The 20,522-nt window shown below is 45.6% G+C and carries 23 protein-coding genes; 11 read left to right on the top strand and 12 right to left on the bottom strand.

Features of this window, described 5'->3' with window-relative positions; genetic code table 11:
• The first annotated feature begins 328 nt into the window (after positions 1-328).
• The 3 genes from O8C65_11835 to O8C65_11845 are packed head-to-tail and all read left to right on the top strand — an operon-like array spanning position 329 to position 2,567.
• On the top strand, positions 329-763 hold the full coding sequence (locus O8C65_11835) for a flavodoxin domain-containing protein (protein ID MCZ7357614.1): 435 nt from the start codon (positions 329-331) through the stop codon (positions 761-763).
• A gap of 12 nt (positions 764-775) precedes the next feature.
• A complete protein-coding gene (locus tag O8C65_11840; protein MCZ7357615.1) occupies positions 776-1,042 on the top strand; it encodes a hypothetical protein in 267 nt (88 codons plus the stop codon).
• 10 nt (positions 1,043-1,052) lie between these two features.
• Complete coding sequence (locus O8C65_11845) at positions 1,053-2,567, top strand: catalase (protein MCZ7357616.1); 1,515 nt, start codon at positions 1,053-1,055, stop codon at positions 2,565-2,567.
• A 208-nt stretch (positions 2,568-2,775) separates the two neighbouring features.
• Here the strand turns inward: O8C65_11845 and O8C65_11850 are convergent, their stop codons facing one another.
• Entirely contained in the window at positions 2,776-4,524 is a 1,749-nt protein-coding gene (locus O8C65_11850) for an IPT/TIG domain-containing protein (protein MCZ7357617.1), read from the bottom strand.
• 590 nt (positions 4,525-5,114) lie between these two features.
• Here O8C65_11850 and O8C65_11855 point away from each other — a divergent pair.
• Together O8C65_11855 and O8C65_11860 are read left to right on the top strand one after the other, a co-directional pair.
• On the top strand, positions 5,115-5,972 hold the full coding sequence (locus tag O8C65_11855) for a pirin family protein (GenBank protein ID MCZ7357618.1): 858 nt from the start codon (positions 5,115-5,117) through the stop codon (positions 5,970-5,972).
• 124 nt (positions 5,973-6,096) lie between these two features.
• A complete protein-coding gene (locus tag O8C65_11860) occupies positions 6,097-6,858 on the top strand; it encodes a dienelactone hydrolase family protein (GenBank protein MCZ7357619.1) in 762 nt (253 codons plus the stop codon).
• A 118-nt stretch (positions 6,859-6,976) separates the two neighbouring features.
• Here the strand turns inward: O8C65_11860 and O8C65_11865 are convergent, their stop codons facing one another.
• The 3 genes from O8C65_11865 to O8C65_11875 all read right to left on the bottom strand — a co-directional run bounded on the left by O8C65_11865 (position 6,977) and on the right by O8C65_11875 (position 10,048).
• Positions 6,977-7,717 carry a type 1 glutamine amidotransferase domain-containing protein gene (locus O8C65_11865; GenBank protein ID MCZ7357620.1) on the bottom strand — a complete coding sequence of 247 codons (741 nt, stop codon included), beginning with the start codon at positions 7,715-7,717 and terminating at the stop codon, positions 6,977-6,979.
• Positions 7,718-7,767: 50 nt separating this feature from the next.
• The gene (locus O8C65_11870; protein ID MCZ7357621.1) at positions 7,768-8,331 is read right to left on the bottom strand and encodes a flavin reductase family protein; all 564 of its coding nucleotides are present in this window, start codon (positions 8,329-8,331) and stop codon (positions 7,768-7,770) included.
• A 100-nt stretch (positions 8,332-8,431) separates the two neighbouring features.
• On the bottom strand, positions 8,432-10,048 hold the full coding sequence (locus tag O8C65_11875; protein MCZ7357622.1) for an NAD(P)/FAD-dependent oxidoreductase: 1,617 nt from the start codon (positions 10,046-10,048) through the stop codon (positions 8,432-8,434).
• Positions 10,049-10,197: 149 nt separating this feature from the next.
• Here O8C65_11875 and O8C65_11880 point away from each other — a divergent pair, with 149 nt between their 5' ends.
• From O8C65_11880 to O8C65_11890, 3 genes are read left to right on the top strand one after another with little or no spacing between them, the layout of a single operon-like run.
• Complete coding sequence (locus O8C65_11880; GenBank protein ID MCZ7357623.1) at positions 10,198-10,923, top strand: dihydromethanopterin reductase (acceptor); 726 nt, start codon at positions 10,198-10,200, stop codon at positions 10,921-10,923.
• A 28-nt stretch (positions 10,924-10,951) separates the two neighbouring features.
• Positions 10,952-11,176 (top strand): LSM domain-containing protein, encoded by a 225-nt coding sequence (locus tag O8C65_11885; GenBank protein MCZ7357624.1) that lies wholly within the window; start codon positions 10,952-10,954, stop codon positions 11,174-11,176.
• Between the two features lies 1 nt (position 11,177).
• Positions 11,178-11,519: an Lrp/AsnC family transcriptional regulator gene (locus O8C65_11890; protein MCZ7357625.1), complete on the top strand. Its 342-nt coding sequence runs from the start codon at positions 11,178-11,180 to the stop codon at positions 11,517-11,519.
• A 125-nt stretch (positions 11,520-11,644) separates the two neighbouring features.
• On the opposite strand, the gene rtcA is transcribed toward O8C65_11890, so the two are convergent.
• Positions 11,645-12,661: an RNA 3'-terminal phosphate cyclase gene (gene rtcA / locus O8C65_11895; protein ID MCZ7357626.1), complete on the bottom strand. Its 1,017-nt coding sequence runs from the start codon at positions 12,659-12,661 to the stop codon at positions 11,645-11,647.
• Positions 12,662-12,803: 142 nt separating this feature from the next.
• Positions 12,804-14,048, bottom strand: coding sequence for a nickel-dependent lactate racemase (gene larA / locus O8C65_11900; protein MCZ7357627.1), 1,245 nt, complete (start codon positions 14,046-14,048; stop codon positions 12,804-12,806).
• An 87-nt stretch (positions 14,049-14,135) separates the two neighbouring features.
• Between larA and O8C65_11905 the strand changes: the two genes are divergently transcribed.
• The 3 genes from O8C65_11905 to cysS are packed head-to-tail and all read left to right on the top strand — an operon-like array spanning position 14,136 to position 17,061.
• Positions 14,136-15,089, top strand: a complete 954-nt coding sequence (locus O8C65_11905) for an ATP-binding cassette domain-containing protein (GenBank protein ID MCZ7357628.1) — start codon at positions 14,136-14,138, stop codon at positions 15,087-15,089.
• A complete protein-coding gene (locus O8C65_11910; protein MCZ7357629.1) occupies positions 15,086-15,844 on the top strand; it encodes an ABC transporter permease in 759 nt (252 codons plus the stop codon). Before O8C65_11905 ends, O8C65_11910 begins: the two co-directional genes overlap by 4 nt.
• Entirely contained in the window at positions 15,844-17,061 is a 1,218-nt protein-coding gene (cysS, locus tag O8C65_11915; GenBank protein MCZ7357630.1) for a cysteine--tRNA ligase, read from the top strand. The genes O8C65_11910 and cysS overlap by 1 nt, the downstream gene beginning before the upstream one ends.
• Here cysS and O8C65_11920 read toward each other — a convergent pair.
• The 6 genes from O8C65_11920 to O8C65_11945 all read right to left on the bottom strand — a co-directional run bounded on the left by O8C65_11920 (position 17,048) and on the right by O8C65_11945 (position 20,467).
• Positions 17,048-17,386: a DNA-binding protein gene (locus tag O8C65_11920; GenBank protein ID MCZ7357631.1), complete on the bottom strand. Its 339-nt coding sequence runs from the start codon at positions 17,384-17,386 to the stop codon at positions 17,048-17,050. The two genes, cysS and O8C65_11920, sit on opposite strands and share 14 nt — an antisense overlap.
• 2 nt (positions 17,387-17,388) lie before the next feature.
• Entirely contained in the window at positions 17,389-17,838 is a 450-nt protein-coding gene (locus tag O8C65_11925) for a 30S ribosomal protein S19e (protein ID MCZ7357632.1), read from the bottom strand.
• 134 nt (positions 17,839-17,972) lie between these two features.
• A complete protein-coding gene (locus tag O8C65_11930) occupies positions 17,973-18,227 on the bottom strand; it encodes a YhbY family RNA-binding protein (protein ID MCZ7357633.1) in 255 nt (84 codons plus the stop codon).
• Positions 18,224-18,592 (bottom strand): roadblock/LC7 domain-containing protein, encoded by a 369-nt coding sequence (locus O8C65_11935; GenBank protein MCZ7357634.1) that lies wholly within the window; start codon positions 18,590-18,592, stop codon positions 18,224-18,226. Before O8C65_11935 ends, O8C65_11930 begins: the two co-directional genes overlap by 4 nt.
• A complete protein-coding gene (locus O8C65_11940) occupies positions 18,592-19,761 on the bottom strand; it encodes a GTP-binding protein (GenBank protein MCZ7357635.1) in 1,170 nt (389 codons plus the stop codon). The genes O8C65_11935 and O8C65_11940 overlap by 1 nt, the downstream gene beginning before the upstream one ends.
• Position 19,762: 1 nt before the next feature.
• The gene (locus O8C65_11945) at positions 19,763-20,467 is read right to left on the bottom strand and encodes a recombinase RecA (protein MCZ7357636.1); all 705 of its coding nucleotides are present in this window, start codon (positions 20,465-20,467) and stop codon (positions 19,763-19,765) included.
• Positions 20,468-20,522: the final 55 nt, after the last annotated feature.

The raw sequence follows: 20,522 nt of genomic DNA on the forward strand, positions 1-20,522 counted from the left end.
ATATGACTTATATATGATTTACGACATTCAAAGGTTATATTAAATCAGGGGGTTTCTCGTAAACTCCGCTTTGCATTTTTAATAAGCGCCGCACCTGCTTTTGAAAGCATGTCCTGGCAATTCCTAATTTTTTATGTGATATCTTTTAAATATGTGCGTATGATAACTACAACAAAATCAATGTCATCTCAGCGCCCAGTAAGCCAGAACTGAATATTTGCTTATCATCCCGGGGCATAAGCGAAACCTTTATCTGAAATTACATTTAACATATTCATGAGATGGGGTTAGCGAATATACCATTCCTATCTTAAAAAGGGAGAAGAATATGCCGAAAATAGTTGTGGTCTATCTCAGTACATCAGGAAATACAAAAGCAATGGCAGATGCTATTGCAGAAGGAGCTCAGTCAAGAAACGTTGACGCCGTTGCCATGAATTTCCATGAGGCAAACATCGAAGAATTGAAAGCCGCAGATGCAATCGCCCTGGGGTCTTCAACATTCCACTACAAGATACTGCCCCCCATGGAAAAATTTATTGAAAGCCTCGGTAAACTCAATGCCAAAGGGAAGATCGGGGCAGCATTCGGCTCCTATGGTTGGAGCGGTGAGGCCCCGGGAATGATCGCGGAAAAGATGCGTGAAATCGGCATGAAAGTGATCGATCCTGTGCTGCGCGTCCAGTATGCACCTGCTGAAAAAGACCTCGAAGAATGCAAACGGCTTGGGAAAGATCTCGCAAATAAAATAAAGAAAGCATAAGGAGGTGAATATATGTTATTCGTACTGTGGTTCCAGTGGGATCCTGAAAACACATCAAAACTTCTTGGACTCTGGAGAGAATTCAAATATCCAAAAGAAGTGAAGTTGATAGGCCGATATCTCCTGATCGGAAGGCATGTCTCCATGGCAATATTTAATGCCCCGAATGAGGAAGCCATCCTGAAGATAACCTACCCGTTCAGAGAATTGGGCGTTGTTCATATAAATCCAGCGTTACCTCTTGATGAATCACTGGAAATGATGGAAAAGATGGATTGAGGGAATTTTAATGAGTAACAGGAATCAGGAGAAGAAATTAACTACGGCCTTTGGGATACCTGTCGCTGACGATCAGAATAGCCTTACTGCCGGAGAACGGGGGCCTGTCCTGATGCAGGATGTTCACCTGTTAGAGAAGTTAGCTCACTTTGATCGTGAACGTATCCCGGAACGTGTGGTACATGCAAAGGGGGCAGGTGCAGGAGGATACTTTGAGGTCACTGCAGATGTTACCAGGTACACAAAGGCAAAGTTCCTTTCTGAAGTTGGCAAGCGAACCGAGGTATTTGTCAGGTTTTCAACTGTGGGCGGAGAAAAGGGATCAGCAGATGCCGAGCGTGATCCGCGGGGATTTGCGGTGAAGTTTTATACCGAGGAAGGCAACTATGATCTCGTCGGAAATAATACCCCGGTTTTTTTCATACGCGACCCTTTAAAATTCCCGGACTTCATACACACGCAGAAGCGTAACCCGGCCACCAACTGTAAGGATCCGGATATGTTCTGGGATTTCCTTTCCCTGACGCCTGAATCAATTCACCAGGTAACAATTGTCTTTTCCGATCGCGGCATTCCAGCCACGCATCGGAACATGAATGGCTACGGCAGTCACACATTCAAGTGGTATAACGAGAAGGATGAATATTTCTGGGTGAAATATCATTTCAAGACCGATCAGGGAATTAAAAATCTTACACGGGAGGTCGCAGAGATCATGCGCGCAAAGGACCCTGACCATGCTACAAGGGATCTCTATGAGGCTATAAAAAGGGGAGATTACCCATCATGGACTGTCCAGATGCAGATAATGACGCCTGAGCAGGCAGAAGATTACCGTTTTGATATCCTTGACGTTACTAAAGTCTGGCCCCATGCCGACTTTCCACCCATCGAAGTAGGCAAGATGGTTTTGAACCGTAATCCTGAAAATTACTTTGCTGAAGTTGAGCAGGCTGCATTTTCCCCGGGAAACCTTGTGCCAGGTATTGCCGCTTCGCCAGATAAGATGCTCCAGGGCCGTCTTTTCTCGTATCATGATACCCATATCCATAGACTGGGACCGAACTACCACCTTTTGCCAGTAAATGCGCCGAAAAATGCACCTGAGAACAGCTATCAGCGTGATGGATTCATGCGTACCGATTCAAACAGTGGTGGCAGCCCGAATTACTGGCCGAACAGTTTCAACGGGCCGGAGCCTGATATTTCTGCAAAAGAACCTCCTATCGAAATCTCAGGATGTGCAGATCGTTACCCATATATGCATCCCAACGATGATTTTGTTCAGCCCGGCAATCTGTATCGTGATGCGATGACCGAACAAGATCGTGAAAACCTGGCAGGTAATATTATCAGTCATCTTGGTGGAGCGCAAAAGCGTATACAACTGCGCCAGACAGCACTATTTTTCAAGGCAGACCCGGACTATGGTCGTCGGGTGGCGAAGGGGCTTAAACTGGATATCAAAGAAGTTGAGAGATTGGCTAAGATGTCAAATGATGAACGAGCGAAAGCGACATCTTAGATAATATTTTGATGCAAAAATAGTGTCGTTTTGTAAATCCTAATTTGAATCTCAAAGAGCAGGGGCGGTAGTAGAGAAATTATTACTGGGATGACATTAAGTGAATTTAGTAAAAGTTATGTACTTTTCCGACAATCTCTGTATATTAAATTAAAAAAAAATTGAAAGAAGAAATCCCTTCTTCCATTCTATTTTATATATCTATTTTCTACTTGGTTATTACTGCCTGTGCCTCTCCTGAGTTCGCAGTAATCACTGTCACAATATCGCCTATTGCAGCAGCCGAATTCTTTGCCTTTATCTGGGTATTACTCCAGCTGTTGATACTCGTTGAGACGATCTGGTTTCCTGCGTGTTTGACGCTTACGTAATACTGCGCATTTGTTGCAGGCTTAGTTCCAAAGTTCGTACCGGTTATGGTTATTACTCCTTTGCTGAGTTTCGCAGAAGTTATCTTTGGATTTGATACAATAGTCAATGTCGACAGTTTGCTAAGCGTATTTCCGCCTTTCACAAGTTGCAGTTTATGGACTCCTGCACTGAGTGCCGGTATGTTAACTACTATCTTCATATCTGTTATAGATGTGAGTGTATATGTCACTCCATCTACGGTTACTACAGATGTATAGGCATCATTCACGAAGTTCGAACCTGTGATAGTAAGAGTTGTGGCAGTTCCTACGGCTATTACCGACGGGCTTACAGTGTCCACAGTTGGAATAATGGCTCCAGACGTCCATGAATCTGCTGGCAGCCATGAACTGTGGCAACCAGAGCAATCTGTGTTATTGTTTATATGCCCAAGTCCTTGCGGACCGTTGTAAGTGTATCCTCCAGAGCCCTGGATATTGTGTAGCGACATTACACCGTGGCATTTTTCGCAACCTGTACCATTAACGGTGATATTAGTCGTCCCTGTTTCATACGAATTTATCAATGCGTCTGCTGATTCGATGGTTGAATCCCTGAGTTCCATCGCATTAACAAGTATCTGGTTCGGAGTAACGAAAGTATTAGTTAAGGTTAACTCTAATGGACCGCCACTGCCAGACGGGTCGATCACATGGCACACAAAGCAGGCTCTGCCACCCGGGGCATAGCTGAGATTAAACGGAGTCGCGTTTGTTTGATAACCTGTGCCGCCAATACTTCCGCTTCCAAGTATACTTAAGTGATGGTTGTCGTAATTGCTGCCAATTTGTTGTGGTATTGCACTATAATTGGACAGATGGCATGAGTAACAACCGCCCCATGTCTTATAGCCACCTGTGGGTGAAACGCCAACTGTATGTTTATCACTGATACTAAGAATATTGCCACCCTGGTTACCAAGTCCGTCCGGTTGGGAGACGTTGGTCACCCTAAAGGAAGCGTATGGGGTTATCATGAAGTCCGCAGCATACGATCCTTTATAATGACCATCGTTGTAGTCGTCCACGAAACTGCCATGACAGAATTTGCACGTCCTGTTTGCAGCAGGATTTCCAATATTCGAACTGGCATATGATGTATTGACATGATGAGGTCTGGGAAAATTACATACTTGTGCACCGATGCCATTGCCCCAGAAAGCTGTCCCATTATGGCAATCTACACAGCTTCTGTCAAGCAATACTCCTCCTTGCATGGCTGGATTGACTGCATGACAAGACGGACAACCGTATACATTATTAGTGCAGGCATTTAATATACCTTGAACCACCAGGGTGTGATGCCTTGTTGCCACTCCGCCAAGTGTGTTATTGTATCCGCCACTGATGTTTGTTCCTGTTGATTGATGGCATTGTCTGCACACACTCTGGTCAGTTTGATTGGTCACAAGGAAGTCTATACTTATATCTTGCAAACCAATGGTTTGAGGCACCGGCGGTGGGGGTGGCGGTGTAAATGCATATCCTATTCCAGCTAATACTGCAAACAGCAGTAAGGCTGACGCTATTTTTCTTAAATTTTTCATTTTTCTACTCCTATCTCTCCTATTTTTTATAATCGCAACAATATGTGATAAAATAATTACTGAAGTCGATTGACTCTCCTATGAAAGAATCAATTTTATCCACCTTATACCATCCACAAATTATTACGATATATCCTATTATAGGACATTATATGTTACGTCACGATTCTAATATACTTTTCTATTGTTATGCACATGATGAAAACATAGTGTCAAATGCCCTTGGATTTTTTTGATTATATGACATAATAAGTCACATTCATGATTTATTTGATGGGCTCTACGCCAAAATCAAATCTCTGGCTTTTGTTTTGAGATCTTCTTTAACAATAATGAAAAAGACCATCTGGTTTTCTGTTTGTCCTTATGTATTTGGAAAAATAACTATAATAAAAATAGACGACAAAGAAAATTTAGAAATGTTTTAGAAAAAGCTACGCCTGAAATTATTCTCATTCTCCCGGAGACGATAGGAAGCCAGAATGACAAAAACATTAGAAACCTTCATGCACCCGCACTTCACGCCACACATGTGTAGAAAAAAAGATAAAGTCGTGCGCCAAATATACATCAAAAGGAGTGGCAACAAAATGTACAGAAAGATAGACAGGATATCAAAGAGCAAACCAACACTTGAAGGCGCGGGAGTTCATCTGAAAAGGGCATTCGGTTACAGCGAAGTTCCTTTACTGGATCCTTTCCTGCTTCTGGATGATTTTCATTCTGATAATCCCGCCGATTATATAGCGGGATTTCCCTGGCATCCTCACAGGGGTATTGAAACTGTGACCTACATGCTGGAAGGCAGGGTGGAGCACGGCGACAGCATGGGAAATAAAGGCGTGATCTTTCCGGGCGATGTCCAGTGGATGACCGCGGGAAGTGGAATAATCCATCAGGAAATGCCCAAGGGAGATAATGGACGTATGGGAGGATTCCAGCTGTGGGTGAATCTCCCCTCCACGCATAAAATGATGGAACCAAGATACAGGGAAGTAAAAAATGAACAGATACCTGAAGTTTCGATAGATGAAAATGTTAAGGTCCGGGTCATTAGCGGGGAAGTAGGGAATACAAAAGGACCAGTCCGGGATATCGTGGTTGACCCGGAATATCTTGATATTACAATGGCTCCCAACACAGAATTTGAACACCGTATCAAGAAAGGATACAGAGCTTTTGCTTATGTGGTTAAAGGCAGCGGCAATTTTGACCCGGATAAAAGAAAATTGACAGATATTGAGAATCTCGTGATCTTCAAAGATGGTGATAATGTTAAGATCTCAACTGACAATAAAAGTCTCCGTTTCCTTCTGATCTCAGGCAAACCACTTGGCGAGCCAGTAGCCTGGTACGGGCCCATTGTCATGAACACGCAAGAGGAATTGGATATGGCGTTTGAGGAATACCGGAACGGTACCTTTATCAAACACATGTCCTCGAAATGATCCTGAATTCAGGATTATGTCCGCCCTAAAATTAGGGTGTTAAACGGCGGAAAATTTCTGCAGGACATAAAGCTTATATTCACCCAGGATAAATTTCCGTATCGCATAAAGTGGGAGGTTTCGTATGAAAATATTGATGCTGGGATTGCTGATGGCAGCCCTCGTAATTTCAGGTTGCACACAAAAGGCGGACCGCGGTTCAACAGAGAGCCAGATACAGAGCGCAACTGTGGATATCGTAAGCGGAAACCTGACTTATCCTGCTTACCTCGCAGCACCCACAGCAGAAGGCAAAAAACCTGCTGTGGTGCTTATACACTCTTTCAATGGCCTTGAACCCGGCTACCGCAGCCTGACCGATAATTTTGCAAGTGAAGGTTATGTTGTGATCTCTCCCGAATGGCAGACTTTCAATAAGACGCCGGCGGATGAAGTTTTGGGAGGACTGATAAAGGACTCTGTGGCTTACCTGCGAACGAGAAATGATGTTGATACAAATCGCCTGGGGCTCACGGGATTCTGCGCCGGCGGAAGGTACACCATGCTATTCCTGCCGCAGATGCCTGAGTTCAAATCGGGAGTTGCCTGGTATGGCTTCCCATATTCAGGAGGATTTGCCAACCAATCCAAACCCGCAGATTATATTGACCAGTTGAAAGCGCCCATGCTGATGATCCACGGAACTCACGACATGGCAAGCCCGATAGCAGACATATACAGCTACGCGACGGCATTGAATGCTTCAGGCAAGTATTTTGAGCTCAAGGTCTACCAGGGCCAGCCCCACGGGTTCATGATAGAGAACGGACAGCTTTCACAGAGTTTCGAAGCCAGGGATGCTTACAGGGAGATGGTGACATTCTTTAACCGCACACTGGGTGAATGATTGAACGGCAAGTGAAATCTAAATACTTCATCGGTTAATAGAAATATTGCGAGGAACACGGATTCCACGGATGATAAAATATCGGTGGATATCCGTCAAATCCATCCGTGTCAATTTCTCACAATCCCAATGCTTCAATAACCAATTTTGCAGTTGCTTTTCCTGAGTACTGCTGTTGCCCTGTGATCAATCTTCCATCCCTGATCGCAAATTCTTTCCAGAGGCCAGCACTCACGAAGTTCGCGCCAATTTTCCTGGCTTCATCCTCTATCCTGAAAGGCATCACTTTCTGTTTCATAAGGTTATCGACAAAATCCTCTTCAATGTTCGAAAACCCGGTCATTGTCTTTCCTTTTATCAAATTGCTGCCATCTGATAATTTCACTTTGAGCAATGCGCTTACCCCGTGGCATAATGCAGCCGTGATTTTTTCCGATTCGTAAAACTCTGCCAGAATCTTGTGGAGGCTCTTTTCATTCGGAAAAGTGAACATCGGGCTTTGTCCGCCGCACACTACAATCGCATCATAATCCTGGTGTTTTACCTCTGAAATTTTCTTTGTGTTTTCTAGCAATCCTGCAAGTGCTGGTGTATTCAGGAACCCCATGCTTATCAGGTCATGTGCAGAATAACCGCTTTCATGGCGCGGGTCGCTGAATGCATCCAGTTCGACTTTTCCACCTTTTGGACTTGCGATCTCAACTTGATAGCCTACTTCCATAAATTCGTAATACGGATGAGTTAATTCAGAAGCCCAGAAACCCACCGGCAATTTAGTGGTGGTGGCTACCGATGGATTTGCCACAACCATCAGGATTTTCTTTGGCTCGCTTCTTACAGCATTAACGGTTTTGACCATGAATATTACCTCCAATTTTTCTTAATCTCAAAATATGTTCAGGCATTATTTTATCTTTTGAATTTATTGCCGATATTCCAGGCTTTCCCGACATAGTTCCCAACAGTCCAGAAACTATTATCCGGCATGGTTAAAAGCAGTGGATTCATTTTCTTGATATCCAGCTTGCCGTCGGTGAGATATTTTTCTTCCGTGTAGGAAGCCACAATTTCACCGATAAAAAAAATATTGGTCGGTAATTCAACTTTATCAATAAGCTTGCATTCAAGACACAGCGGACATTCCTTGATCATGGGAGCTGTTTTGAGTTCTCCGTAAAAGAGTTCGAAGACGTTTGATTTATCGACATTTTTCCCCGAGACAAGTCCACAATAATCAACAGCTTCAACCATGTCTGCAGATGGAAAGTTGACGCTGAAGGTTTTTGTTTCAAGCATGCCCTTTAAGGTATGATGAACTTTATTGACCCCAACTCCCAAAAAAGGAGGATTCGCATTGACCCGGGACACCCAGCCAAGTGCCATAAAGTTAGCTTTTCGTCCAACATTAACACCTAATAACGTCACCGGGTTGGGATACACAAAAGTGTTCGCTCCAATATTGATTTTCACCATAACATTAACCCCTTGCTGGATAATAAGACATTTTGCTATATAATTATATGCCCCGACATGATCAGAAATTCGAATAGGAAGAATCATTTCTAATTTCTAGTCACAAGCTCCCCCTCTGGTTCCTTTTCGCAGCACCTGACAGCACAAGGTCTGCTGCATACCTGCCACTGTATATCGACGTTCCCATCCCGCCGTAGAAAAGATGGCTGAATGACTGCAACCCCACCATGAGCAATCCCGGTACTGGAGTGATCGCAAGGCTTCGAGCCCAGGGTTTTGGCTGGTCGACGGATCGCCAGGACCAACCTGCCACGGATCCTTCGCTGCGGTGTCCCCAGTATCGGTATGTAAGGGGAGTTGCCACCTCCCGAACCACCACAGCGCCGGGAAGTCCGGGCACTACGTTCGCAGCAGCGGCTACAAGGGCGTCTGCCATCTCCTCTTTCATCGAGTAATAACGTTCATTATGGCGCCCACGGCCGCCTCCTGAGAAAGGGGCAAAGTGATCGAATGGCGCATCCACCTTGATAATGAGGACTTCAAATCCCTGTGGGGCGAACGTTGGGTCGTGCCTCGACCACAGGGAAAGCCAGATCTCGTCCTGAAGGAAGTCCTCCGGACGGGGCCGCTTCTGTTCCCAGGGAACGGCCTTCCCTTCCCTGAGTTTTACCATCAGGTGATGTCCGCGGAATGCGGAGAGATCCACATGCTCTCTCTTCACGCCAAGAAAGACTGTAAAAGCGGAGGACGTGAGCCGCATACGGGATACTTCCTCCTTCTCATGGGCCGGGATGTTGCCAGGCGGGAGGAGCTCAAGGATGGTTTTTCGATAGTCAGCGTCAGAAATGACAAGAGGGGATCTTATCCACTCTCCTCCAGCAAGTTCTACCCCGGCGGCGGCACCATCCTGCACCAATATGCGTTTTACCCTTTCACCCAGACGAATCTCTCCGCCGAAGGCGCGCACCCGGCCTGCGAGCAGTTGTGAGACGGTATCTATCCCTCCTTTTACATACCATATCCCCACTTTGGACATGAAGCGCCACATCTCGGCCAGAAGCACTACCGGCATCTCGGTTTCACTTGTTCCCTGGCTGCCCAGGAGATCCTTGAGCCGCTCATCTTGAAGGTGGCTGTCAAGCAGCTTCTTAGCTGAGATACCCCAGCGCTCAAGCACCAAACGTGCAGCGCTGTTTGTGGTGCGATCTACCATGGTTTCGATGAGATCCGAAGGTTGAAGAATTTCGAGGGCAGCCATCACCTCCTCCAGAATGTTGATTACCGAAAGGATTCCCTTACGCTCTTTGGGGAAATAATCCAGTAACTGCTTCGCTAGCTGATCAAGGGGTACAGAGATCACTACGTCCATAGCACCCCTCCTGACCTGAAAGCAGTCCCGGATAAAGCCCGGTGGCTGCTCCACGCCCAGCTCGCTAAGTGAATCTGAGATGTATGAAGGCATCGTGACTGAATGAGGGCCGGTCGGAAAGGTGAAACCACTGCGTCTGAAGACATGAGCGGTGCCCCCCAGATGATGGTCTTGCTCCAGCACGATCACTCTGCGTCCCGCGCGGGCAAGATAGGCTGCGGCTGACAGACCACCCATCCCGGCCCCGATAACGATGGCGTCGGCGCTATCCATGATGCTGCGGGCATCAGTAATAATATTGGTTTTGCCATTATTACTTTCATTCACCGGCTCGGTTACTTCATTCATATATTTTATTGGATGTTTTCTTTCACGTCATTTTCAGATTGAGGAATCTATCAATGACATCATAGGCATTAAATATTGAAAAGCATATCCTAAATGAAGGCTAATCCAAAGACTTTTTATAAGTATCAGTCCTGATATAAGGTATTAATATGATAATCGCATGGGGTATCACCGGCGCAGGCCATTTCCTGAAGGAGAGTTTCGATATTTTTAAGAATCTCAAAAAAAAAAATAAAGACCTGAGGATCAATTCCTTTGTATCACGCGCAGGTGAGGAAGTGATTGCCATGTACGGCCTCAAGAACGAGCTTTCCGGTATCTCCTGCGGCGATTACCTTGAGGAGGCATTTTATGAAAGCCAGCAGGGTTCAAGTTTCCCAAAAACCGGAAGGTTCCTGCTGAAAAGATACGATTGCCTGATCGTCTCTCCTGCCACATCCAATACCACAGCAAAGCTCGCTTACGGGATAGCGGATACCCTCGTGACCAATGCAGTTGCTCAGGCTGTAAAGGGAAATGTCCCTGTTTTCATTGTGCCTGTGGATATTTCAGGAACCATAGAGTCGAAGATGCCCTACTCTATTGACCGTGAGATATGCATGAGATGCGAACTCTGCCCTCCCGCTGAAGAATGCCCTGAACATGCGATCACAGACCAGATCCAGCTCTTAAAATGCACCGGATGCGGGCTCTGTGTCAGGCTTTGCAGCTTCGGAGCCATTCGAGGAGGACTGGCCCGGCTCAAAGTCCGGGATGTGGATTCGAAAAATGTGAGAATATTGCAGGGACTTGAGGGAATAACAGTGCTTGACAATCCTGATGGCATTCCTGATGTGATCAAAAATCTAAAATCTATGCAAAAATTGAAGTACTAAAGGAATAAAATGGAGGGAGGTAATTATCTTGTTCCCAAATAAGAAAGTCCAAACATTAATAGGTAAACGTGTACAGGTAGAAATGAAAGGCGATAAACATACTCTTGAGGGAAAACTTGAGAGCGCTGATGATAATCTGAATCTGCATCTTGTAGATACTTTTGAGATCGCAGATGGAGCGAAGTCCCGCTCTCTTGGTTCGGTGGTATTAAGAGGAAATAATATAATCCTGCTATGTCCTATCGGGGAGTAGAATGGAAATAGAAGAAAAAGTCCTGAAATTGATAAAGTCCAGGAAAAAAGGGATTTTACAGAATGAACTCTGGAAGAAAGCCGATATAGACCGCCGCAAATGCTCACGGATTCTTGACAAGCTTGAAAAAGAAGGAAAGATAGCAAGGGAGCAGGAATCAACGAAGGGAACAAGGACGTTCCGCATCAGTTACTTAGAGCCCAAAAAAGAAATAACCAGGAATTTCAAGCTGTTGCTTGTGAGGGATGCGTTCGAACCCTGTACGGGATGCGCGCTTGAATGCATACCGGAACATTGCATAGCTCTTTCTGAATGGGTTTTATGTCTCGCCAACGAAGAATAGGATAAGAGGGTAGAAGCGGTGTTTGGGATTGGTGTTAAGATGTGAAAAATGAACCCACCTATCTTGTTCGTTATTTAACGAACAAGCATATATCCACGAACAATCTAAATAGTTTTTGGCCGTGGTTAAACCGACACTTTGAATAATCCTGTTTCCAGTTCTTCTATCTTGAATTTTAAATCCAGGAACTCTTCTGTTACCCATATATTGGTCCGGGTGTGAGGTGTTATGAGCCGGGTTGTGAAAGAACCGTTTCCTGCCAGGGCAATAAAGGGGACTAACTGGTCGGCTAGATAGATATCCACGCCTGCACCGGCTTTCAATTCCGAAATCATCGCAGAAGCTGCACTGCTGCCCACCTTCTCAGCTCTTAAGCCCCGTTCTCCCAGGGCGCCTGCGCCGATCGTTCCACACCAGAGGGTTATACCGCTTCCGATAGATGGATAGTTATTTACCTCGCGTAAAATTTCAGTTCTGTAGCCTTCCGCCTGCAATATTTTTTCTGCAGATGCTGCCTGTCTTTCAGTTACATGTCCGGGTAAACCTGATGAATGGGATATTCCTTTCACGATCTCACATGTATTTCTGTCAAAACTCATTTTTCCCAGGACAGATGGATTGATCACAGCTTCCACACATCCTCCACCACGCGGATAATAGCCTCTGCGAACAAGTTCCAGCTCGCAGTCATATCCCATCCTGGATAAAGCAAATAGCGTCACGAACCTGAGATAATCGATCGACGGGGACCATGAGACATCTGTCCCGCCTGTTATCTTTAGCTTAATGGTTCCCTGCGCGTGGCAGGCGGCAGGCATGAGACATTGAAGAAGAAGAGATATGCTGCCGGCTGTACCTATATCGATATCGTACATCCCGCCTTTAATTCTTCCGGGCCTAAAATTCAGGTGAGTGGAATGCAGATCGCACCCTTTTACCTCTGCGTTGCAGATGGATGCAGCTCCCTTCACAGCTTTCACATGCTGTGGTGCGAGCCCCGGTTTTGGCCTATTCTTGCGGATATTATCTATCTCGACAGGCTTTCCCGTGACAGCCGAAAGCGCAACTGCCGTTCTCAATATCTGACCCCCGCCTTCGCCGTATGACCCATCTATCTTCACAGATGCATCATTGTTCTGCATTGGATTAAAGTATTATTGTAAACCATTAAAATGTATGAATATCAACGAGCGGGTGGGGGAGTGGGAGTGGGGGTTAGTTAAAAAAGTCGTACCTACCCGCTCGTTATTTTATCATTATGATTATTATGATATATATAGTTTGTCATAGGCTCTTAATTATCGGTCCGTTCCCGGTAATCAGGGTGGAGCCCCCGTAAGGCATGATGATTATTCGGGCAGTTTCACCCTGTTTTTGAAGCGCAGTGCCCAGTGCATCTTCTAAAGTTGCAGGAATAAAATACGCTTTTCTGACCATATCATCCTGCAGCGAAGACACGAGATAGAGATCTACCCTCTCCGTTAAAGCCGCAATGAGCGCTGCCTTATGCCCACCCATAACGAATCCTTTTTTGAACCTCTCTATCACCTCGTCTTTGTCAAAGTTCAGCCAATCTTCGAAAATACGGTTCCCGTACCCCTCCCTGCACTCTGCAACAAGGATGATGGAACCTCCTTCTTTTATCGCATTCTTTGCATGCTCAAGCGCCTTATGCGACTGGAATATATCTATATCCCTGGGCCATCCTCCCGGGGAAACGATTATGATATCCGCAGGCTTGACCTCAATTTTTGAAACCTTATCGAGAAAAGCCGCGCCTCTCCTGTGCGCATCGATGTAATCACCGGCCGCCGCAAAAACTATTTCTTTCTTTTCGTTCAGCACTACATTCAGGATGAAATCGATACCAACCATTCCCGCCGCCTCTTCAAGGTCTTCCCTCACAGGGCTTTCAAGCCTTCCTGCTGATGATTTCGGGTCCAGCATCAGGGCATGGTTCGCATTGATACTTCTCTTTGATGAGACCGCAGGCAGAATTGATTTTGCCCCACCGGAATAGCCCGCATAGTAATGGAACTCTATTGTGCCCGTACAAACCACGATATCAGCTTCTGCAACAGGTCTGAAAATCTCCACTGGCGTGCCCCTGGTGGTAGTGCCAACATAAACACAATCATTTGTGTCGTGCTCAATGCATTTTACTTTCCCGTTCAATTCCCCCACGATGGCCCTCTTCTCATCTTCCGTTTGTTTCCTGTGGATCCCCAGCCCGAATACAATGGTAATATCCTCAACCTTGCCGGCCCTTAATTCGGAAATCAGCAAAGGCAGAAGCCTTGAGGTGGGAGTGGGGCGTGTTGTGTCATTGACGATAATTATTGCTTTCTTCCCCTGCATGGCAATCTCGCGCAAACGCCTGCAGTTGATTGGATTTTTCAATGCTCTGTCTATCTCTTTCAGCTCGTCGGTGACAGCCCCTAAGTATCTTGGTTTTACGACTTCAACCTGGCAATCTGGAGGAATAAGAATAGATAATTCGGTTTGACCGTAAGGCAAATGATACAGCACATCTTTCTTGAATGTGCAAAAATAACTTATAAGTTTTGATGAGAAAATTGCATTAGACTTTTATCTTTTACACTCGTAAGTTATAATATGGTCATTAAAACCGAGAATCTTACCAAAAGATACGGAAAAATAACAGCCGTAGACTCTCTTGATCTTCACATCGAAGAGGGTGAGATCTTCGGGCTTCTCGGGCCGAATGGCGCAGGAAAGACCACGCTTATCTCAATGCTCTGCACTATTTTGAAGCCCACATCAGGCAAGGCATGGGTGAATGGTTTTGACATCGTTCGGGAATCGGCAAAGGTCAGGAAATCTATAGGCATCGTTTTCCAGCAGCCAAGCGTTGACGACCTGCTCACGGGACGAGAGAACCTTGCAATGCACAACCTCCTTTTTGGGGTGCCCCGTGATATACGAAAGCAGCGCATCGATGAGGTCCTCTCGCTTGTGAACCTGGAAAAGCGGGCGGACGACCTGGTAAACACTTACTCTGGCGGCATGAGGCGCAGACTTGAACTTGGGCGCGGGGTAATGCACCACCCCAAAATACTTTTCCTGGATGAGCCAACGCTCGGTCTTGACCCGCAGACAAGAGAACACATCTGGGAATATATCCAGGACCTTGCGAAAAAGGAATGCATGACCGTCATGCTGACCACGCATTATATGGAAGAGGCTGAACAGTTATGCGACAGGGTCGCAATAATTGATTACGGCAGAGTTGTTGCACTTGATTCCCCGCACACACTAAAAAATAGGATTGTCGGAGATGTAGTTAAACTGAAACAGAAGTATCCAGATATTGAAACGGTAAGAAAGCTCGATTATGTAAAAAATGTCCAGGAAAAAGATGGTTTGCTGTATCTTTCCATCAAAGATGCAAGCAAGCATCTGCAGGACCTCCTCAGCCACACGGGCCCCATAGATTTCGTGGAAGTGAGAAGCGGTACGCTCAACGACGTGTTCCTGCATTATACGGGAAGGGAGATACGGGAATCTGAAGGTGAAGGCGGTTTCTGGGAAAGGGTGATGAAGAAATGAGCCTGCTTATGAATGAACTTGAGGGAATGTACGCAGTCTGGCTTCGTGAGGCTAAGATTTATGTCAGGGAAAAGGAACGGCTCATATCTTCGGCAGTCTCACCGCTTCTCTGGATATTCGGTTTCGGAACGGGTATAGGGGCAAACCTGAAATCTATCGAGGGATTACCATACCAGGTTTTTATCTATCCCGGGATAGTGGTCATGGCGGTATTGTTCACATCACTCTTCTACGGGATATACATAATCTGGGACCGGAAGCTTGATTTTCTAAAAGAAGTGCTGGTAGCGCCTGTATCAAGAGCCAGTGTGTTCGCGGGAAAGGTGTTGGGCGGAGCAACAGATGCAATGGTGCAGGTGATATTTCTTCTGATAATCGGTCTTCTAATAAGTATCCCATTGACGCCGATCAGAATCATTGAAGCGTTTCTCATGCTCCTTTTAATCTCCATTGCAATGGTAAGCATTGGTTTAGTGATAGGCGCAAACCTGCAGAGCCCGGAAGGTTTTGGGCTTGTGATTAACTTTGTCATGTGGCCCATGTTCTTCTTTAGCAATGCCCTGTTTACGTTGGAAAGTACACCCAGATGGCTTAGCACGCTGATATATATCAATCCTTTAACGTATGGAGTGGATGCTGTGCGCGGCATTATCCTTGGTATCAATCATTTTCCATTCTATCTTGATGTAGCAGTAATGATGATTTTTGCAGCGATAATGATGGTCCTGGGAGTGTTGAGCTTCAGGAGAATGTAATGTTGAAACTTTTTAACACTTTCACACGCAGAAGAGAGAAATTTGAGCCCCTGGGTGATATTGTTGGGATTTACACATGCGGGCCATCGGTGTACCAGTACGCACACATAGGGAATTTCAGGACTTTCATATTTGAAGACGTGCTGGTCAGGTACCTCAGGTTCAAAGGTTTCAGGGTTAAGAGAGTAATGAACCTGACCGATATCGAGGACAAGGCATTGACAACTGCCAGGAAAGAGGGAAAATCCTTGAAGGAATTGACGGAATTTTATTCTAAAGTGTTCTTTGAGGACATGAAAACCTTAAATCTCCTGCCTGCAGATGTTTTCCCAAGAGCTACGGAACATGTCCCGGAGATCATCAAAATTATCAAAAAACTAATGGAAAACGGTTATGCTTATTGCGGAACCGATGGCTCGATATACTACGATGTATCCAAATTCAAGGGCTGGGGAAAACTCTCACATCTGAAGCTTAAACCCGGGAAGAAGAAAATAAAGCGCGATGAATGGGGGGAGGAATCGGCAATAATCTCTGATTTCGCGCTATGGAAATCATACGAAAAAGAGGACGGAGATGTTTTCTGGGAAACCGAACTGGGTAAAGGGCGTCCTGGCTGGCATATCGAGTGTTCAGCAATGTGTTCCAGGCATCTTGGGACACGGTTTGATTTACATATAGGAGGCGTGGACAATATTTTTCCGCATCATGAGAACGTGATAGCCCAGAATTTTGGCGCTTTCGGCGAAAACCCATCGCGATACTGGCTCCATTGCAGGCACCTTATGGTTGACGGGAAGAAGATGTCAAAATCTGCGGGGAATTTCTTTACCACACGTGACCTTCTTGATAAAGGATACAAACCAATGGCAATAAAATATCATCTTTTATCTATGAATTACAGGAGAAGGCTTAATTTTACATTCCAGGGGCTTGAGGAGGCGGGGAAAAAACTTGAAAGAATCCAGAGCATCATTGAAAGGTTAAAGACGGCCGAAGGTACAGAAGATGCCGAGAAAATAGCCAGGAGAGCTGGAAAGAAATTTGAGCAGAGTCTGGATGATAACCTGAACACGGGTAAGGCTTTAAAAATATTGGAAGAGTTTACCGAAGAGATCGGAACTATCAATCCTGACAAAAGGTCTTTGGAAAAGATCCTTGAGACCTTTAAAACCATGGATTCGATACTGGGATTAGACCTGTTTAAACCCTCTTGATCTGCATTTCCCTCTTCTTGGGCTGAAGCTGGAGAAGCAGCGCCTTGAGTTTAGCATCGTCTATCTTCGTTGCAAGCCTTCCGCTCTGGGCAAGGGTGACCAACTGCGCCTCAACGCTTGCCACAAGTTCGGGTTTTGTCATTTTGAGTGTATTTAAACGCTCCCGTGCTTCTGGCGTGAGTATCTGGCGCATGACAGACTGCTTTTTTGCCTCATACTCGGCACGCGCCGCCTCCTGCTGCGATGCCTGTGCCTGCGCATTATACTGCTGCTGCTGCAGCTGCTCAAGCTTGCGCTTTCTTAGCTCATCGAGTTCATCGTCCATATTCAATATTTTGCGATAGCCGGATTGGATTTTATCAGTTCTGTTTTTACATCATTTGCCGCATTATCTAAAAACGACTGACCCTGCGGCGAGACTGTCCTGCCGGTTTTCTGCGCTTTTACGAAACCTGCTTTCTCAAGCTGCTGGAGCGCCTCTCTCGCAACGGATCCGCTCCCTTTCGAGAAATGATGAGGCTTAACTCCATTCCTGTGCCTTCCGCCGTAGAAACTCCGCAGGCGTGAGACGCCAACGGGCCCATCGATATAGATCCGCCTCAATATCGAAGCGCACCTGACGAACCACCAGTCAGGACTATCAGGCGAAAGCTCCTTATGGGCGCCGGTCTTGGCATAGCTGGCCCACTCCGGGGGGTTGGTTTTCTGTTCATTTTTTAGTTTCTGTGCCACATTTTTTATTAGCATCTCTGCGGGCACGTCATATACTGTTGTCAATGTTGATCCTCCATAAAATTATCTTTATGCGTAATAGGATATTAGTCCGTATAAAATCCCCTTAACCTATAGTCCCCTGAAATCCAGAGGTCTTGTTTGGGGGGCTTTCAGTGGCCTTATTTATCGGATAGTATTTACCCTTTTCGGCGAAATACCGCGGTATTTCCCCTTACTTCTATAAGGTCTGAATTTGTCAGGTCCGCCAGTTTCACTGCCATATCCTGCTTATTCCCTTCAGCGATCGCGGATTTAAGGAATTTGACTTTTATCAGCTTTTTTAGCTTTAATTGCTTTTTTAATTCTTCCGCCATGCTCTCGATACCTGACTTGCCCACCTGAAGGGAGGGTTCAATGAGAGTAGCATCTGCCCTGGATTCCTGCCTTTTCATTTCAATATCTCTTTGAGCTTTTCCGCAGCCTTGTCCAGCTCGAGAAGGATCAATCCCAGCCCTGTGTCTGTATTTACAATCGCCATTAGAAGAGCCTTGGGCCCGGCACCTACTGCGATAAGGCGTCCGCGCTCCGATTCCACAATAACCCTGTGGGGCACGCCCTGCCCGAGCTCCGTCGTTGCTGTCTCTGCTGCCCCGAGCATGGTGGCCGACATTGCAGCGAAGGACTCTGCAAATTGCTCTTTTTGGAGGATCGCACGAATAAGTAACCCGTCACGGCTTGCCGCGGCACAGGCTTCCACGCCCCCGACTTTCTTCAGGTCTGAAAGTATTTTGTCCACCATGTCAATGGTATCGGGCATCAGATTCCTCCTGTAATCTTGTCTATTAACACTTCAAATGCTTCATATACCCCGATTTTATCTTTTGCAACTGCGGGGACGATAGGCACGTCAGTAGGTAAATTGAACTGCTTTCTTATCTCTTCAGGGGTCAAAGCTCCTGCCAAATCCTGTTTATTGGCTATGATTACATAAGGCAACCCATAGGATTTCGTGATCTCAAGCATCTGTTTTGCGCGGATAAAATCTGTCGGATTCGTGGAATCCACGACAAGAAAGATACCCATGGATTCTCCGCTCAATAGTTTTATGATAGGATCGAACCTCTCCTGGCCCGGTGTGCCGAAGATATCGGCGCTGAAACCCTTATATTCAACATGGCCATGGTCAAGGGCGATTGTAGTGCCCAGCCTGTCAACGGAAATAGCCCTGGTTGAAAGTGCATGCACAAACGAGGATTTTCCGGCATCAAATGGCCCTGTAACAAGGATTTTTGGTATGAATAATTTTATTCCTCCAGGGCGCAATACCCTGAAAAGCATGGATTTCTTCGTTTCTTTTGCCCATGACGATTTAAGTATCCCGAAATACTGCCCGAAAATGACGCGTTCCGCTATGCCGCCAATGGATATGACCGCATCGAACAGGTCTGTTCTAATGAGGTCCAGGGTTTCCTGGGAATACGGCCATGCAGTGAAATTATAGACCATCACATGATCATATAACATTGCCATTTTATTCCAGCCCCTTACAGCTTCGATGGTTTCTTTCTCACCGCATAAATCCATTACGGTAGAGAGAGATCCGAACACGATGGTGCTTGGCGGCAATTCTTTTATTACATCCATTATCACATTATTGAAATTCTCAATGTTGTCAGGATTCGATACAACGTATTTCTCCTTTGAAGGTGCTCCAATCAGTGGATTATAAGCATCCACAAAAAAGAAATTATCTTTGTAAGGATTGAAATCCCAGCCAAACTCCTTGAACTGTCCCCTGATAATATCAGGTATGGTACTTGAGACAACAAATGCGCAGGTTCCACCAGTTTTTAGTGTGGTGTAAACTGTTTGCATCCCGAAAACTTCGCCTTCTACACCTGGCTGGATATAATAAACGAGACTCTTTCCTTTTGGTATACCCCCTCCCAGAAATTCGTCGAGCTTTGGGATACCAGTCTCCGCCATGCTACTTTCTCCCAACTATTTTTATATTAGCTCCTTCTAACTCATATTCAAGCCATGGAGTGGGTTTCGGGGAAAGCCCAACCGCTCTTATGAAATTTTTGTCATTTTCTGATTTTATCTCTATCATGCCGTCGAACAGCTGTTTCAATGTCGCGATAGCCTGCTCATCATGCATACCGCTCTCTATTACATAGATTCCGAGAGCACCTGCAGCTTTGATGCGTCCGGTAAAAACATGGATGAACCTGAAGACGGTTTGGATATTTGAATACATCAATATTGTAGAAAGCGAATTAATATGAAGCTGGGTTTTCCGGATATTCTTTTTCATAAAGAAATCCTCGAAGAACTGGCTGATCTTTACCCCTATCCCTGTCAAGTCTACCGGGCTGCTTGCTATTTTTATATTCTCATTCTCAATAGCTGCCCCACCCAGCGTTTTTGTGACGCAATCAACGATCCCTACCCTGGATAGCGGCAATGCAAGTTTGTTTTCCTTGAACCATTCCAGAATATGTGTTGCAGATTCACGGGTGGTGACCGTTATCACTGCATTCTCATTCTTTGCGGCGCCGTTATACATTATGTAATACAGGATGACTTCCTTTCCGCTCATGGGAGGGCCTATCAGCATGATATTCGAGCCCTTTTTTATACCACCTATTGCAATATCCAGTTCTTTGATACCAGTTGTATAATCACTCATCTTTATGCCTTTAGTACCGATAATACTATTTAAATTTTAGTATATATAAATAACT

Source organism: Candidatus Methanoperedens sp., assembly GCA_027460535.1.
GTDB lineage: Archaea > Halobacteriota > Methanosarcinia > Methanosarcinales > Methanoperedenaceae > Methanoperedens.